Annotated in this window: 15 protein-coding genes; 4 read left to right on the top strand and 11 right to left on the bottom strand. The window is 57.7% G+C overall.

All coding sequences use genetic code 11. From position 1 onward, the window contains the following. Positions 1-464 precede the first annotated feature (464 nt). The 6 genes from msrQ to AC1D2P_RS00650 form a co-directional block, all read right to left on the bottom strand. Positions 465-1,085, bottom strand: a complete 621-nt coding sequence (gene msrQ, locus AC1D2P_RS00625) for a protein-methionine-sulfoxide reductase heme-binding subunit MsrQ (protein ID WP_109786262.1) — start codon at positions 1,083-1,085, stop codon at positions 465-467. Continuing rightward, the gene (msrP, locus tag AC1D2P_RS00630) at positions 1,085-2,098 is read right to left on the bottom strand and encodes a protein-methionine-sulfoxide reductase catalytic subunit MsrP (RefSeq protein ID WP_477757922.1); all 1,014 of its coding nucleotides are present in this window, start codon (positions 2,096-2,098) and stop codon (positions 1,085-1,087) included. Before msrP ends, msrQ begins: the two co-directional genes overlap by 1 nt. A 63-nt stretch (positions 2,099-2,161) precedes the next feature. After that, a complete protein-coding gene (pssA, locus tag AC1D2P_RS00635) occupies positions 2,162-3,019 on the bottom strand; it encodes a CDP-diacylglycerol--serine O-phosphatidyltransferase (RefSeq protein ID WP_007948646.1) in 858 nt (285 codons plus the stop codon). 146 nt (positions 3,020-3,165) lie between these two features. Beyond that, a complete protein-coding gene (gene ilvC / locus AC1D2P_RS00640) occupies positions 3,166-4,182 on the bottom strand; it encodes a ketol-acid reductoisomerase (RefSeq protein ID WP_007948647.1) in 1,017 nt (338 codons plus the stop codon). Between the two features lie 48 nt (positions 4,183-4,230). Further along, entirely contained in the window at positions 4,231-4,722 is a 492-nt protein-coding gene (gene ilvN / locus AC1D2P_RS00645) for an acetolactate synthase small subunit (RefSeq protein WP_003176102.1), read from the bottom strand. 2 nt (positions 4,723-4,724) lie between these two features. Beyond that, positions 4,725-6,449, bottom strand: a complete 1,725-nt coding sequence (locus AC1D2P_RS00650; protein WP_109786360.1) for an acetolactate synthase 3 large subunit — start codon at positions 6,447-6,449, stop codon at positions 4,725-4,727. Between the two features lie 400 nt (positions 6,450-6,849). On the opposite strand from AC1D2P_RS00650, the gene AC1D2P_RS00655 reads away from it, so the two are divergent. Further along, positions 6,850-7,266, top strand: coding sequence for a DUF4124 domain-containing protein (locus AC1D2P_RS00655; RefSeq protein WP_109786264.1), 417 nt, complete (start codon positions 6,850-6,852; stop codon positions 7,264-7,266). A gap of 121 nt (positions 7,267-7,387) precedes the next feature. Here the strand turns inward: AC1D2P_RS00655 and AC1D2P_RS00660 are convergent, their stop codons facing one another. The 3 genes from AC1D2P_RS00660 to mrcB are packed head-to-tail and all read right to left on the bottom strand — an operon-like array spanning position 7,388 to position 10,819. Further along, positions 7,388-7,723 (bottom strand): YqcC family protein, encoded by a 336-nt coding sequence (locus tag AC1D2P_RS00660; protein ID WP_046028462.1) that lies wholly within the window; start codon positions 7,721-7,723, stop codon positions 7,388-7,390. After that, on the bottom strand, positions 7,723-8,478 hold the full coding sequence (locus AC1D2P_RS00665) for a tetratricopeptide repeat protein (RefSeq protein ID WP_477757923.1): 756 nt from the start codon (positions 8,476-8,478) through the stop codon (positions 7,723-7,725). The genes AC1D2P_RS00660 and AC1D2P_RS00665 overlap by 1 nt, the downstream gene beginning before the upstream one ends. A gap of 16 nt (positions 8,479-8,494) precedes the next feature. Beyond that, positions 8,495-10,819 carry a penicillin-binding protein 1B gene (gene mrcB, locus AC1D2P_RS00670; protein ID WP_109786265.1) on the bottom strand — a complete coding sequence of 775 codons (2,325 nt, stop codon included), beginning with the start codon at positions 10,817-10,819 and terminating at the stop codon, positions 8,495-8,497. A gap of 118 nt (positions 10,820-10,937) precedes the next feature. On the opposite strand from mrcB, the gene AC1D2P_RS00675 reads away from it, so the two are divergent. The 3 genes from AC1D2P_RS00675 to AC1D2P_RS00685 all read left to right on the top strand — a co-directional run bounded on the left by AC1D2P_RS00675 (position 10,938) and on the right by AC1D2P_RS00685 (position 13,445). Beyond that, entirely contained in the window at positions 10,938-12,494 is a 1,557-nt protein-coding gene (locus tag AC1D2P_RS00675; RefSeq protein WP_477757924.1) for a bifunctional aminoglycoside phosphotransferase/ATP-binding protein, read from the top strand. Between the two features lie 90 nt (positions 12,495-12,584). Beyond that, positions 12,585-12,929 (top strand): pentapeptide repeat-containing protein, encoded by a 345-nt coding sequence (locus AC1D2P_RS00680; RefSeq protein ID WP_046028469.1) that lies wholly within the window; start codon positions 12,585-12,587, stop codon positions 12,927-12,929. A gap of 243 nt (positions 12,930-13,172) precedes the next feature. Continuing rightward, on the top strand, positions 13,173-13,445 hold the full coding sequence (locus AC1D2P_RS00685; protein WP_007948654.1) for a TfoX/Sxy family protein: 273 nt from the start codon (positions 13,173-13,175) through the stop codon (positions 13,443-13,445). Positions 13,446-13,696: 251 nt separating this feature from the next. Here AC1D2P_RS00685 and AC1D2P_RS00690 read toward each other — a convergent pair whose 3' ends face one another. Both AC1D2P_RS00690 and AC1D2P_RS00695 read right to left on the bottom strand, forming a co-directional pair. After that, entirely contained in the window at positions 13,697-14,464 is a 768-nt protein-coding gene (locus AC1D2P_RS00690; protein ID WP_109786267.1) for a heme ABC transporter ATP-binding protein, read from the bottom strand. Next, positions 14,464-15,447 (bottom strand): FecCD family ABC transporter permease, encoded by a 984-nt coding sequence (locus AC1D2P_RS00695; RefSeq protein WP_175649034.1) that lies wholly within the window; start codon positions 15,445-15,447, stop codon positions 14,464-14,466. Before AC1D2P_RS00695 ends, AC1D2P_RS00690 begins: the two co-directional genes overlap by 1 nt. Positions 15,448-15,495 lie beyond the last annotated feature (48 nt).

Genomic DNA, 15,495 nt, shown 5'->3' on the forward strand with positions numbered 1-15,495 from the left:
ACCCTAAACTTGGCTCAGCAATCGTTGGTTACATCTTTGATTTCTCGCGGAGTAACTTGTGATGCTGATAATCTTGTTGACTATCAGTCTGACTCCACAAGCACCCACACGAATTGCTTGATTCAGTTGTTAAAGAGCGGTTGGTTAAGATCTTTCGTCTCAACCGAGGCGCGCATTCTACAGCAGCCTCTGTTGCTGTCAAGTGGTTATTTTCAGAAGCTTTCAAAGTTTCCTTTGTAACTTCAACCACTTGCGCTTCCGATCACTCGGTAGCGGGAGGCGAATTCTACAGCGTTACACGCTGCTGTCAACACCTCTTTTTCAACTCCTTTCGGACTTCGATGAACTGAAGCCACTCACTGCCGAAAACTGCGTAACTCTTTGTTTACCAAGGAGTTTTCCGTTTCGACTGCGCCGGAAGTGGGGCGAATTATAGACATCCTGAATCTGCCGTCAACACTTAATTACACCTTTCGTGCAGACGGTACCTTTTTAGCCACAAACCGCGGGATTCGCCGGGCAACTGCTGGCACACGCAGCACTAACAGCAACGCCCCTATCGAGGCGTATACCGTCCACTCCTTCAGATCAGCACGCACGATCCACAACATATGCAGCAACCCAAGCCCGAGAATCACATAGGCGAGCCGATGCAGCTTCTTCCAGCGTGCGCCCAAACGCCGCTGACTGTAACGATTAGAAGTCACCGCCAACGCCAGCAAACACAGAAACGCCAGCGTACCGACGATAATGTATGGCCGCTTGCGCAACTCAACACCCAGCTGCGACCAGTCAAATCCTAGAATGAACGCCGTATAGCCACTCAAATGCAGAACCACATAAGCAAAGCACCACAACCCCAACTGCCTTCGCACAGCCACCCACCCTGCCCACCCGGTGAGTTTTTGCAGGGGCGTCATACTGAGCGTAATGAGTAGCAAAACAAGCGTGCCCAACCCAAGCCGATCAACCAGAATTTTGCCTGGGTCCGGGCCCAACACATCCGTCCAGGCCTGATACAGCCAAAGCAGCGGCCACACCGCTGCCACTATAAAAACGCCAAGACGCCAAACCGGAAAACGCATCAGTAGTTCTTCCGCAAATCGAGCCCTGTATAAAGAGAGGCGACTTCATCCGCGTAGCCGTTGAACATCTGTGTGTCGCGCACATTGGGCTTGAACAAACCACTGGGCAAACGGCGCTCCCGCGCCTGAGTCCAACGCGGATGATCAACCGCAGGATTCACATTCGCGTAGAAACCATACTCATCCGCTGCAATGCTCTGCCATGTTGTTTTCGGCTGCTCGCTGACCAGACTGATACGCACAATGGATTTGATGCTTTTGAATCCATACTTCCAAGGCACCACCAAACGCAACGGCGCTCCATTCTGATTGGGCAACTCACGCCCATACATGCCGATCGCAAGAATCGCCAACGGGTTCATCGCCTCATCCAGACGCAACCCTTCTACATAGGGCCAGTCGATCAAGGCAAAGCCGGAACGCTGCCCCGGCATACTCTTGGGATCCTCGAGGGTTTCGAAGCGAATGTACTTCGCCTTGGAGGTTGGCTCCACTTGCTTGAGTAATGCCGAAATGGGAAAACCAATCCACGGAATGACCATCGACCAAGCCTCTACGCAGCGAAGACGGTAGATGCGCTCTTCCAACTGATAAGGCTTCATGAAGTCTTCCAGCGCATAGCGTCCAGGCTTGCCCACTTCGCCATCCACTACAACGCTCCACGGCTCGGTCTTCAGTGCGCCGGCATTGGCAGCCGGGTCACCTTTATCAGTGCCGAACTCGTAGAAGTTGTTGTAATGGGTCGCGTCCTTGAATGGCGTAATCGACTCATCCTTGACGTTGACCACCCCCCATTTGGTAGAGGGAAGCTTTTCAGTAAACCAGGTAGGTGCCTTGCCAGGCTCGACGTCTGCATAACGAGCAACATCTTCGGCCGACGCCCAACGAGGCAGGCTGCTTATCGCCAAGCCCGCAACGGCAGCACCAAGAACTTTTCGACGGGATAGATAGAAGGCTTCAGATGTGACGTCCGACTCATGGCAGTCAGACGCTTTGGGGACTTTGATCAGCATGACAACTCCGCAGCTTTGGAGGACAGATGCACCCATAGACTGCGGAGTATGAGGGAAATTACATCACTCGGCGTTTTTGTGCCGACGAAGACGCAACAAGTACTGCACCGGACCGGAGGCCGCGTAAGCAAGGAAAACCAGCAGCAGGATGCGTGGTGGATCGCTGAATACCACAGCAAACACCAACACCACCGCCAGGATCGCCACAAAAGGCACGCGCCCTTTCAAGTCGAGCTCCTTGAAGCTGTTGTACTTGATATTGCTGACCATCAGCATACCGGCAGCCGCCACCATCAGCGCAACCAGGAAGGACATCTTGGAACCCTGGATGCCGTAGTCGCTGAACGCCCAGACAATCCCGGCAACCACACCCGCCGCAGCCGGACTGGCCAGACCGATGAAGTAGCGTTTATCCGCAGTGCCGACCTGGGTGTTGAAGCGCGCCAAACGCAAAGCCGCACCCGCCACATAGATGAAGGCAACCATCCAGCCGACCTTGCCCATATCACCCAAGGCCCAGCCAAACGCCAATAATGCCGGCGCGACGCCAAAGGCGACCATATCTGACAGCGAGTCGTACTCGGCACCAAATGCGCTCTGGGTATTGGTCATCCGGGCCACACGACCATCGAGACCATCAAGCACCATCGCGACAAAAATCGCGATCGCCGCAAAAGCAAAGTACTTGCTCGCATTGACCGAATCACCGGCGCTCAACGCGGCCTGGGCACTCATCGAGTTGATGATGGAATAAAACCCTGCGAACAGGTTCGCAGTGGTGAACAGGTTCGGCAGAAGATAGATACCACGATGCCGGACTTTACGGCCTTCAGCGTCATGCCCTTCTTCGATGTGCTCATCGATGGGCAGCAGGCTTTCGGCGTCAGAAGCCTGGTTTGGCTCTTCGGGGCGTTCGCTCATGGACATTACCTTGCAACAGGGTGGAAAGTTTTCGACAGGTGTCTGGGGCGACGGTTCGGCCACAAACGATGCAGCTTTATACCAGAACCGGCGAACTCAAACGAAAAAACGCGGCCTAGGCCGCGTTTTCCGTACAAGCGCGTGACTTAGTTTTTAGCTTTGTCGACGATCTTGTTGGCACCGATCCACGGCATCATGGAGCGCAGTTGCTCGCCGATGATCTCGATACCGTGAGCGGCGTTGTTACGACGCTTGGCGGTCATCGAAGGGTAGCCGGTTGCGCCTTCGCTGATGAACATTTTGGCGTATTCGCCATCCTGAATACGTTTCAGGGCGTTGCGCATGGCCTGACGGGATTCGGCGTTGATTACTTCCGGGCCGGTCACGTACTCGCCGTATTCGGCGTTGTTGGAGATCGAGTAGTTCATGTTGGCGATACCGCCTTCGTACATGAGGTCAACGATCAGCTTCAGTTCGTGCAGGCATTCGAAGTAGGCCATTTCCGGCGCATAGCCAGCTTCAACCAGGGTTTCGAAACCGGCTTTGACCAGTTCAACGGTACCGCCGCACAGAACGGCTTGTTCGCCGAACAGGTCGGTTTCAGTCTCGTCCTTGAAGGTGGTTTCGATGATGCCGGTACGACCACCACCAACGCCAGCAGCGTAGGACAGTGCAACGTTTTTGGCGTTGCCCGAGGCGTCCTGGTAGATAGCGATCAGGTCAGGGATACCGCCGCCCTTCACGAACTCGGAACGTACGGTGTGGCCCGGAGCCTTCGGCGCGATCATGATCACGTCGAGGTCAGCGCGCGGAACAACCTGGTTGTAGTGAATCGCGAAGCCGTGGGAGAAGGCCAGGGTGGCGCCCTTCTTGATGTTCGGCTCGATTTCGTTCTTGTACAGGGCAGACTGGAACTCGTCCGGGGTCAGGATCATGACCAGGTCGGCGGCAGCAACAGCGGAAGCAACGTCAGTCACTTTCAGGCCGTGAGCTTCAGCTTTGGCAACGGTGGCCGAGCCTTTACGCAGACCAACAGTCACGTCAACGCCGGAATCTTTCAGGTTGCACGCTTGAGCGTGGCCCTGGGAGCCGTAACCGATGATGGCAACTTTCTTGCCCTGGATGATGGACAGGTCGCAGTCTTTTTCGTAATAAACTTTCATGAAATTCCCCTATATATCCAGGCCGTTCAGGCCATTCGCTAATTTGGTTTAGATGCTGAGTACTTTGTCGCCGCGAGCAATACCGGTCACGCCGCTACGGACGGTCTCCAGAATCGACGCAGTGCCGATGGACTGAATGAAGCTGTCGAGCTTGTCGCTGGTACCGGTCAATTGAACGGTATACACGCTGGCGCTGACATCGACGATCTGCCCACGGTAAATATCGGTAGTGCGCTTGATCTCGGCGCGCTGGGCGCCGGTGGCCTTGACCTTGACCAGCATCAGTTCGCGCTCGATGTGAGCACTTTCCGACAGGTCGACCAGTTTTACCACTTCGATCAGCTTGTTCAGGTTCTTGGTGATCTGCTCGATGACCTCATCGTGACCGACAGTGGTCAGCGTCAGACGCGACAGGGTCGGGTCTTCGGTTGGCGCCACAGTCAGGCTTTCGATGTTGTAGTTGCGCTGCGAGAACAGGCCGACTACGCGAGACAAAGCGCCGGGTTCGTTTTCCAGAAGCAAGGAAATAATGTGCCGCATGATTAAGTACGCTCCGTCTTGCTCAACCACATATCGCGCATGGAGCCGTCTTTGATCTGCATCGGGTAGACGTGCTCGCTGGTGTCGACCGAAACATCGATCACCACCAGGCGATCTTTCATGGCAAACGCCTCTTCCATCTTCGACTTCAAATCTTTCGAATCGGTGATGCGCACGCCAATGTGGCCGTAAGCTTCTGCCAGTTTGACGAAGTCAGGCAACGATTCCATGTAGGAATGAGAATGACGGCTGCCATAGCTCATGTCCTGCCACTGGCGAACCATACCCAGCACACCGTTATTCAGGATCAGGATTTTTACCGGCAAACCATATTGCAGACAGGTCGACAGTTCCTGAATGTTCATCTGGATGCTGCCTTCGCCGGTGACACAGACGACATCGTCTTCCGGGAAGCTCAACTTAATGCCCATGGCTGCCGGAAAACCGAAGCCCATGGTGCCCAGGCCACCGGAGTTGATCCAGCGGTTCGGCTTGTTGAACTTGTAGTACTGCGCAGCAAACATCTGGTGCTGCCCTACGTCCGAAGCGACATAGGCATCGCCATTGGTCACTTCGCACAGGGTTTCGATCACGGTTTGCGGCTTGATCACGCTGCCGTCGCCCTTGTCGTAAGGGAACAGGCCGCGATCACCACGCCACTCGTCAACTTGCTTCCACCAGCTGGCAACGGACTCCTTGTTCGGGGTCTCGCCGATTTCCTTGAGGATCGCGACCATTTCGGTCAGGACGCTCTCGACCGGACCAACGATAGGCACGTCAGCCTTGATGGTCTTGGAAATAGAAGCCGGGTCGATGTCGATGTGAATGATCTTGGCATTCGGGCAGAACTTGGCCGGGCCATTGATCACGCGGTCATCGAAACGAGCGCCGACCGCAAGGATCACGTCGGCATGGTGCATCGCCAGGTTGGCGGTGTAGCTGCCGTGCATACCGAGCATGCCGATGAACTGACGGTCGGTGCCAGGGTAGGCACCCAGACCCATCAGGGTATTGGTCACTGGCAGGTTGAGCATCTTCGCCAATTCGGTCAGCGGCGCGGAGCCACCACCGAGAATCACGCCGCCGCCTGCGTACATCACAGGACGCTTGGCCGCCAGGAGCATTTCTGCCGCCTTGCGGATTTGCCCGGAGTGACCACGAACGGCCGGGCTGTAGGAACGCAGCTTGGCTTTTTTCGGGAATACGTATTCGTACTTCTCGGCCGGGTTGGTCATGTCTTTCGGGATATCGACAACGACCGGACCAGGACGACCGGATTGCGCCAGGTAGAAGGCCTTCTTCATGACTTCCGGAATTTCCGACGCGTGCTTGATCATGAAGCTGTGCTTCACGATCGGCCGGGAGATACCGATCATGTCGGTTTCCTGGAACGCATCGGTACCCACCATGGTGCTAGGCACCTGGCCGGAAATAACCACCATCGGAATGGAGTCCATATAAGCCGTGGCGATACCGGTGATGGCATTGGTTGCGCCAGGACCGGAAGTCACCAGTACCACGCCGGCTTTACCGGTGGCACGGGCATAGCCGTCAGCCATATGGGTAGCCGCTTGTTCGTGACGAACCAGGATGTGGGTCACTTCCGGTTCTTTGAACAGGGCATCGTAGACATGAAGAAGAGCACCACCCGGGTACCCGTAGATATATTTGACGCCTTCGTCACGCAAGAAGCGGACGAGCATCTCACCGCCAGATAAAAGCTCCACGTTGTTCACCTCTAAAACGCCAGAATACCGCCCACATAAACAGGGACGGGTCTTAATAGGTTTACTTCTCAGCAGAGCATGAGCGACGGTGGTCGCCGACTACGTCAGCACTGACTGAGCAAGTATTGGGATCGTCCCAAGTGTTGCGGGCTTTTCCCACCCAGCGCGAGGTAACGCGTTGCGGGTGTAACAGGTCGGCGCGGATGTGCGCCTCATGATCTGCCGAGTGGGTCTGCTTCTGGCAGTCCCTCTACAGCGGACTTTGGATTCTTCTGTTTCGTCCCCTGCAAGTCAAGTCGTGTATGTGCTTTATTGAAGTAAGCACATGAGAAAGCAAGAAAAAATCGCTAAACAGCCACTGTGTTAGCTTGGATTGCGCAACTAATGACAAGGAAATGGCATGCGAACGACATTCTTCATGGTCTGCCTGCTGATCAGCCCTTTATGCATGGCGGGTCAGATCTACAAATGGGTCGATGCCCAAGGCGTAACGCACTTTGATTCACAACCGCCCCAAGGACAGGAGGCCACCACCGTGCTGCCGCCCTCCTCTTCTGCCAGCAATCCGCAGACGCTGCCACGCAGCAACGCCATAGGCGATCAACAGGTCATCGACAACAACGTAAAAAAGCAGGTCGCCGAGCAGCAAGCTCAGTTGAAGACATTTTGCATGCAGGCGCGAACGAATCTGGCGCAACTGCAGAACAATCCGCGACTTCGGGAAGATGTGGACGGCGAGATGCGCCGCCTGACCGATCAACAACGTCAGGAGCGCATCAGCGAAACACAGAAACAGATTACGGATAACTGCCAGTAAGTACCTGTAGGAGCAGAGCTTGCTCGCGATGAGGGCGAAACACCCAACCGGCCTGTTGAATGTTGCACCGCTATCGTCGGAACGCCGCCCGGAGCAAGCTCGGCTCCTACAGAGATCGGTGTTAGCGGGAGGCGGTGATCAGTAGATCGAACTCTTTGAGCAGCACTTGTAGCTGCCGGTCCTTGCCCTGGACATTGCGCCCGGCGAAGACCATTTCGGCCATCTCCTGAATGCCCGAAGCGTTAGGCAGCGGCAAATCCTGTTCGAGGATGATCTTCATGCGAGGCAAGAAAATCCATTGCAGCCACTGTTCAAAATCCAGCGTATCGACCGAAAACGGCTCGACACTGGCAAGCGCTTCAGCGGAGGGTGGGACTTCATCCCACCACCCCTGCACCCGCAATTCACGCTCGATCAGCAGCAACTGCTCGGCAATCTTCGGAAAGCGGGCATCCATCACAGCGAAACCTTGGCCTTCTGGCGGGCCAGCGTAGCGCCGCTGGAATCACCCTGTTTCTCGCGTGCCTGGGCGATCAATTCCCACAGGCTGGCCTGAAGATCCGGACGACCATTGGCGAACGTCAGCCCACGACGAGCGAATTGTTCAGCCTGCGCGGCATCACCTTGAGCCATGCGCACCTGAGCGAGGCGATAAAGCACTTGTGGCTCACGCGGCGCGACACGCTGGGCGCGCTCGAGACTGGACGAAGCACCGTTGAGGTCGCCGCTGGCCTGTTGCTGCTGAGCCGTGGTCAACAGCGCGAGCACCGGGCCATCCAGTTGCTCATCGGCCGACAGGCCACCGGCGCTGGCCGAAGGAATCCCGCTCGGTGTCGACGGCATGCTGTAGCTGCCCTGATTGATCGGTGCCGACTGGACCGGCGACGTATCGATCGGCCCCGGAGTAATCGGCCCCGGAGTAATCGGGCCTGGGGTGATCGGCGAGGTACTGATCGGGGCCGAAGTGACGGCGCCGCCACCCGGGACCATCACCACCACACCGGTGTCGCCCTGCGGAATCGCCTGGGTTTGGGTCTGGGCTTGCACAGGACGCTTCACTGTCGTCTTGCGGAAACCGCCATTCGCCGAGATCCGCTCGCTGTTGGACACAGCCGTACCGGAATCCTCAACCGGAATCGAACCGCGTTGTACGGTGGAGCAACCGCTGAGCAATGCCACGGCGGCAACCGCTGGTATCAACCACTTGTTCACGTGAATCCCTCTTTGCTTAATTCATCCAGCCCTTGACCCAATCCATCACCGTTTCGCCGGAAGCAGGGCCTTCGCCACCGCAAGCTGCACCGGGAGGTGGTTCGCTGCCGCGAATATACGGCATCTGCACGGCGCCCGGGCAGTTGGCATCGGAGCCTTGTCCGGTATGCGAATCGACCCACGCCTGAACAACGTTATCCGGCTGCGGCATGTCCAGTGGCAATGGATCGGCTTTACGCATGAAGCTGGTCCAGACCTGCAAGGCACCGGTAGCACCGGTGAACGGCGTCTTGCCGTTGTCATCACGACCCAGCCAGACCACCGCCAGCAGGTCCTGACTGAAACCTGCGAACCAACTGTCCCGCGAGTCGTTACTGGTACCGGTCTTGCCGGCCAGGGTCAGGGTCTTTGGCAACACGTTATAAACCGAACTGCCGGTACCTTCACGCATGACTCGCTGCATGGCGCTCTGGATCAGGTAGATAGAAGCCGGATCAAAACGCTGTTCGATCTGGAACGGATAGCGCTTGAGCGGTTCGCCTTCGGCGGTCAATACGCTGCGAATCCCGCGCATCGGCGTGTTGAAACCACCATTGGCCAGCGTCTGGTACATGGTCGCCACTTCAATTGGCGTCATGCCACCGGCCCCCAGCAACATCGACGGGAATGCCGGGAACTCGCGAGTTACCCCCAGGCGCGCCAGGGTCTTGAGGACATTCGGTACACCCACTGCCAATCCGAGACGCGCAGTCGACAGGTTGTAGGAATGCGCCAGCCCCTGATACAGGAACACTGTACCGTGGGAACGGCGATCATAGTTCTGCGGTTTCCAGACCTGACCGTCCGCGCCCTTGACCGAGAAGGATTCGTCCGACAGCCAACTGGTCAGCGTGTACTGGGTAGGCTTCTCAAGCGCCGTCAGATAAACCGCCGGTTTGATCAATGAGCCGATGGGGCGCACCGCATCCAGCGCACGGTTGAAGCCTGCAAAACTGGCCTGGCGGCTGCCGATCATGGCCTGGACTTCACCGGTTTCCGGGTTGGTCACGACCATGGCCGCTTCGACGTCATCGGAACCCTTGCGACCGGACAGTCGCTTGAAGGTGTCGTTGACGGAAGCTTCGGCTTTCATCTGCAGAATCGGGTCGAAACTGGTGAAGATCCGCAGGCCTTCTTCGGTCAAGTCTTCGTCGCGGTAGTCTTCGCGCAACTGGCGCTTGACCAGGTCGATAAAGCCCGGGAACGAGCTGTCGGCCAGCTTGCCGCGTGTCGTTACACCCAGCGGCATTTTTTTTGCAGCTTCGACCTGCTCGGCGGTGGCGACGCCTTGTTCCTGGAGGACATCGAGCACCAGATTGCGCCGCTCAAGCGCTCGCTCAGGATTGCGACGCGGGTTGTAATAGGACGGCCCCTTGACCATCCCCACCAGCAAGGCAACTTGATGCAGTTTCAATTCGGACAACGGCTGCCCGAAGAAGAACTGACTGGCCAGACCGAAACCGTGCACCGCGCGCTGGCCGTCCTGACCGACGAACACTTCATTGAGGTAAGCCTCAAGAATCTCCGGTTTGTCGTAATGCAGCTCAAGCAACATCGCCATCATGGCTTCGGTGAGTTTACGGGTCAGGCTGCGCTCACTGGTCAGATAGAAGTTCTTGACCAACTGTTGCGTCAGCGTACTGCCGCCCTGGGTCATCTTGCCGCCAGACGTGTTGACCCAGACAGCGCGTGCAATCGACTTGGGTGACACGCCCCAGTGGCTATAGAAATCCCGGTCTTCCACGGCGACCAGGGTCTCCAGCAGATACGGCGGGACCTGATCAATTTTGATCAGGATGCGGTCTTCCAGATTTTTCGGGTAAATACCGCCGATCATCAGCGGTTCAAGGCGCACCACGGAAAGCTTCGAACCGTTGGTCGCCGAGAGTTCAGCAACATAGTCGCCGGAGAAACGCACGCGCACGGGCTGAGGTTTCTCCAGGCCTTCATAGAACTGGAAGCCACGGGTGTTCAGATCGACGGTATTGCCGTTGACCGACGCCGCACCAGGGCCATTGCTCACGCTTTCGCGCCGGTAGCCCAAGGCGTCGAGTTCGGTGAGAAAGTCTTCCTTGCTCAGCTTCTGGCCAGTGAACAGCTCCAGCGGGCGTGCATACACCTTGGCCGGAATGGTCCAGCGTTTGCCGGAGAACTTTTCCTGGACGATAGCGTCGAGGTAAACCGCAAATCCGGCGAGCACCACAAGGCCGACCAGACTGAGTTTAAGGGCCCAGCCCAGCCACGGGTGCAGGCCCCGGGAAGGTGGTTTTTTTGGAGTGCGGGGGGATCGAGTACGAGTCATGGCGGCGGATTATACGCACTTTATTAATACTCAACAGGAGCCCTCCGAGGTTTGCGTCAGGCGGACTTGCGGCCATAATGGCGGCCTTGAATTTTTCCCAGACTCTGAAGGATCGCCTGTGAGCCAGTCCCTGATTGCTGCCCTGCAAAACCCGGCCCTCTACCCGCACCCGGTAGACGGTTTCCAGGTCATCGAGACCCATATTTCCTGGGTCATCCTCACAGGCCCCTTTGCTTATAAAGTGAAGAAGCCGGTGAATTTCGGTTTCCTCGACTTCACCAGCCTGGATGCACGTGAGCATTTCTGCGGTGAAGAACTGCGCCTCAACCAGCGCCTGACCGACGACTTGTACCTGCAAGTGTTGCCGATCACCGGCAGCGCCGAAGCACCGCAGTTCGGTGGCGACGGCCCTGTAGTCGATTTCGCGCTGAAAATGCGTCAGTTCCCACAGAGCCAATTGCTCAGCACCCTGCAGGCCAATGGCGAACTGACTACCGCCCACATCGACGAGATGGCCGCGCAGATTGCTCATTTCCACCTCAACGCACCGAAAGTGCCTGCCGAACACGAAGCCGGCACCCCCGACAGCGTTATGGCACCCGTACGCCAGAACTTTGAACAGATCCGTCCATTCCTCAGCGACAAGGCCGACCTGGTACAACTGGACGCCCTGCAAGCCTGGGCCGAAAGCAGCTTCGAACGCCTAAAGCCGCTGTTCGCCCAGCGCAAGGCCGAAGGTTTCATTCGTGAATGCCACGGTGATATCCACCTCGGCAACGCGACAGTAATCGATGGCAAGGTCGTGATCTTCGACTGCATCGAGTTCAACGAACCGTTCCGCTTCACCGACGTTTATGCCGACACCGGTTTCCTGGCGATGGACCTGGAAGACCGTGGCTTGAAATGCCTCGCGCGCCGTTTGGTCAGCCAGTACCTGGAGCTGACCGGCGACTACCAGGGCCTTGAGCTGCTGAACTTCTATAAAGCCTATCGCGCACTGGTTCGCGCCAAGGTGAGCCTGTTCAGCATGCCGGCCGAAGCCGACCCGGTACAACGCGCCACGACCCTGCGCCAATACCGCAACTACGCCAACCTCGCGGAAAGCTACAGCACCATTCCCTCGCGTTTCATGGCCATCACTCACGGCGTGTCCGCTGTCGGCAAGAGCCACGTAGCAATGCGCCTGGTAGAAGCGTTGGGCGCCATTCGTCTTCGCTCGGATGTAGAGCGCAAGCGTCTGTTCGGCGAACAAACCGTCGCGAATGACCCGCAGGCCGGCATTTATAGCGCCGACGCCAGCGCCACCACCTACAGCCGTCTTCACGAGATTGCTGCGGTCATCTTGCGCGCCGGTTTTCCGGTGGTGATCGATGCCACTTACCTCAAGCACGACCAGCGCGAAAACGCGGCAAAAGTCGCCGAAGCCACTGGGGCTCCGTTCCTGATCCTTGATTGCCATGCACCGCAAGCCGTGATCGAGAGTTGGTTGGCCCTGCGCCAGGCAGACAAAAAGGATCCGTCTGACGCCAACCTGACCGTTATCGCAGCCCAGCAAGCCAATCGCGAACCGCTGACGCCAGCAGAGATTCTGTACAGCAAACGCGTTCAGACCAATGAAAGCGGGACGCTCGACACGGTCGTCGCGCAAATTCGTCAACGCATGCCAGGTCTGTAAAAACTATTTCAGCCGTGAGGCCTCCGCTGGCTTCACGGCTGCCAAATAGTGGCACTATACTGGCGTCATAAAACCATCAGGTGATGCGACATGAGCCAGCCCAAACTTCTCGACACCCCGCTGTATGCCTTGCTGCACAAAGATGACATCGCAGGCTTCAACGCCGAACGCGCCAACTACGGAACTGTCGACATGGTCGGTGGCGATTTCCGAGGCCTGGACTTGCGCGAGCTGAACGCTGATGGTGTCGACTTCACCGATGCCTATTTTCGCTCCGCCGATTTACGCGGCATCGATTTTCGTAACGCCTCACTGGAAGGTGCCAGCCTGGCACATGCTCAAATCTCCGGTGCCTACTTCCCGCCAGAGCTGAGTGCAGACGAGATTCTTATGTCGATGAACTTCGGCACTCGCCTGCGTTATCGCACCCGCTAAAAACGACGCTCTACCCAACAAATCCAGCGCCCCCGCTTTGCGCTGGATGCCGTGTGGACTGCCCCAGGTTCGACTTCCGACACCCGCCCCCACTGCATTCGCAATGCTTTTTACTCAATGACTGGTGTCTTCCTCTTAGAAGCTTTTGCGTCGAAAACGACCAAACAATCACGCTTTTCCTACTGATGGCTACACTCCTGATAGGCTCGCCCACGCACCGTTCGGCCGTCGCAAGGAGGCTTGATGAATGATGAACTGCAACACCTGAAGAATCTTGGCAAGACGTCAGCACAGTGGCTGCATGCCGTGGGCATCCACAGTGCGTCGGACTTGCGTCGCCTCGGGGCGGTGGATGCTTATCGGGCCGTGCGTACGCGCGGTTTTCGGGCGTCCAAGGTGTTGTTGTATGCGATCGAAGGCGCACTGATGGACGTGCATTGGAATGACATTCCCGCCGAGCGCAAAGAAGCCTTGAACAAACAGCTAGAGGCGATTTCCTCGCGCCACAAGGCTTGAAATCATTGGCTTTGAACCGAATTGACGAGGCATCTCAAAGAAACTGAAAAACAGCGGTTGACATGGTAATGAGAATCGATATGATTACCACCAACTGGTCGCGAGACTGGTCGATATTTGAACAGCCCTTGGTTCGGACTCTCAGATATCTCCTCATCAGGCTAATCACGGTTATTTGACCCGGCTCTTGCCGGGTCTTTTTTTGCCTGTGAAAAACCGGCACCAGAGGCATGTTCAACCCGATATATTTTTCAGCGGGCGATGATCAACGGATGCCCGCGCTCCGGGTGCTGCTGCACCAACACTTCCAGCCCGAACACTGCTTTGAGCGACTCAGGCTTCAGGACGTGCTGCGGCGTATCCAGCGCAACCGGGCGCCCGCCTTCAAGCAGCAACAGACGATCACAGTAACGCGCCGCCAGATTCAGATCATGCAGGATGACCAGCACCGCCGCGCCGTGATCGGCAAACTCGCGCACCGCTTGTAAGGTGGTGTGTTGATGCAGCGGGTCGAGCATCGATGTCGGCTCATCGAGCAGCAGCGTCTGGCCCGCCTCGCCCGGCCAGAGCTGCGCCAGCACCCGCGCCAGATGCACGCGCTGACGCTCGCCGCCGGACAAGGCCAGATAGCTGCGACCACTCAGGTGCCCGGCATCAGCGGCGCGCAGGGCGCAGGCAACGATCTCGTCATCGCGCACTCGACCGCTTTGATGGGGCAAACGCCCCATACCCACGACTTCTTCAACACGAAAGGCAAAGTCCAGCGTCGACACCTGCGGCAGTACCGCCAGCCGCTGTGCGCGCAGCGGTGCGGCCCAGTGATTCAATTCGCGATCATCGAGCCAGACACTGCCTTGGTCGGCGTGCAACTCCCCGCACAAGGCACCGAGCAAGGTACTTTTGCCGGCGCCATTAGGGCCGAGCACACCAAGCACTTCACCTGGCCGAAGTTCGAGCGTGATGTCCGCCAGTACAGTCTTGCTGCCCCGACGGATTTGCAGGTTTTGCGTGCGCAACATCAGGCGCGACTCCGGAGCAGTAAAAACAGAAAAAACGGCGCACCGATAAAGGCCGTGACGATACCGATCGGCAATTCGGCGGGCGCCAACGCCAGGCGCGCCACCAGATCGGCGAACAGCAGAAGACTGGCACCGGCGAGCACCGAGGCAGGCAGCAACACCCGATGATCAGGACCGGCCAGCAAGCGCACGAGGTGCGGCACCACCAGGCCGACAAACCCGATCATCCCCGCCGCCGCCACCGCCGCGCCGACACCCAAGGCGGTACAGAACACCAATTCGCGCTTGAGCCCTTCAACGTTGATGCCCAAATGGCCGGCTTCCGACTCCCCCAGCAACAATGCATTCAAGGCTTTGGCTCGACGCGGCAGCCAGAGCGCCACGCCCGTGCTCACCAGCAGCAATGGCCAGAGACGCGCGTAACTGGCGCCGTTAAGGCTGCCCAGATTCCAGAACGTCAGCGTACGCAGGGTCGCGTCGTCCGCCAGGTAGGTGAACAACCCCACCGCCGAGCCCGCCAGAGCGGTCAAGGCGATACCGGCCAGCAACATGGTTGCGACGTTGGTCTGACCGTTGCGTCGACCGAGCCGATACACCAGTGCTGTCACACCCAACCCACCGAGAAACGCACACACCGACAACAGGTAAGGCCCGAACGACTCAGGCAGGCCGCCAAACATCGACCCGCCCACAATCGCGATGGCCGCACCCAATGCGGCGCCGCTGGACACCCCCACCAATCCCGGATCGGCCAACGGGTTACGAAACAGGCCCTGCATGGCCACACCGGAGAGCGCCAGCACGCCCCCCACCGCCAACCCCAGCAAGGTTCGCGGCAGACGGATCTGCCCCACGATCAATTCGGCTTGCTCAAGGCCTTGCGGTGCAATCGGCAATCCGGCCAGGCGCAGCACTGCGTGCGCGGTATCGAGCAACGGCAAGCTGACCGGACCCAGCGCCAATGACAGCCAGATCGCCAGCAAACACAAAAGGCTCAGGCCAATGAACAACGCACGAGGTTTAATCAGGAG

The sequence above is a fragment of the Pseudomonas sp. P1_F1_2 genome, from assembly GCF_056405815.1.

What these genes read in the sequence shown, in the direction of transcription:
- AC1D2P_RS00685 (WP_007948654.1), top strand. Translation starts at nt 13,173, where the DNA reads ATGAATGATGAACTGCAACACCTGAAGAATCTTGGCAAGACGTCAGCA.
- AC1D2P_RS00660 (WP_046028462.1), bottom strand. Translation starts at nt 7,723, where the DNA reads ATGGATGCCCGCTTTCCGAAGATTGCCGAGCAGTTGCTGCTGATCGAG.
- ilvC (WP_007948647.1), bottom strand. Translation starts at nt 4,182, where the DNA reads ATGAAAGTTTATTACGAAAAAGACTGCGACCTGTCCATCATCCAGGGC.
- msrP (WP_477757922.1), bottom strand. Translation starts at nt 2,098, where the DNA reads ATGCTGATCAAAGTCCCCAAAGCGTCTGACTGCCATGAGTCGGACGTC.
- msrQ (WP_109786262.1), bottom strand. Translation starts at nt 1,085, where the DNA reads ATGCGTTTTCCGGTTTGGCGTCTTGGCGTTTTTATAGTGGCAGCGGTG.
- pssA (WP_007948646.1), bottom strand. Translation starts at nt 3,019, where the DNA reads ATGAGCGAACGCCCCGAAGAGCCAAACCAGGCTTCTGACGCCGAAAGC.
- ilvN (WP_003176102.1), bottom strand. Translation starts at nt 4,722, where the DNA reads ATGCGGCACATTATTTCCTTGCTTCTGGAAAACGAACCCGGCGCTTTG.
- AC1D2P_RS00680 (WP_046028469.1), top strand. Translation starts at nt 12,585, where the DNA reads ATGAGCCAGCCCAAACTTCTCGACACCCCGCTGTATGCCTTGCTGCAC.
- mrcB (WP_109786265.1), bottom strand. Translation starts at nt 10,819, where the DNA reads ATGACTCGTACTCGATCCCCCCGCACTCCAAAAAAACCACCTTCCCGG.
- AC1D2P_RS00690 (WP_109786267.1), bottom strand. Translation starts at nt 14,464, where the DNA reads ATGTTGCGCACGCAAAACCTGCAAATCCGTCGGGGCAGCAAGACTGTA.
- AC1D2P_RS00655 (WP_109786264.1), top strand. Translation starts at nt 6,850, where the DNA reads ATGCGAACGACATTCTTCATGGTCTGCCTGCTGATCAGCCCTTTATGC.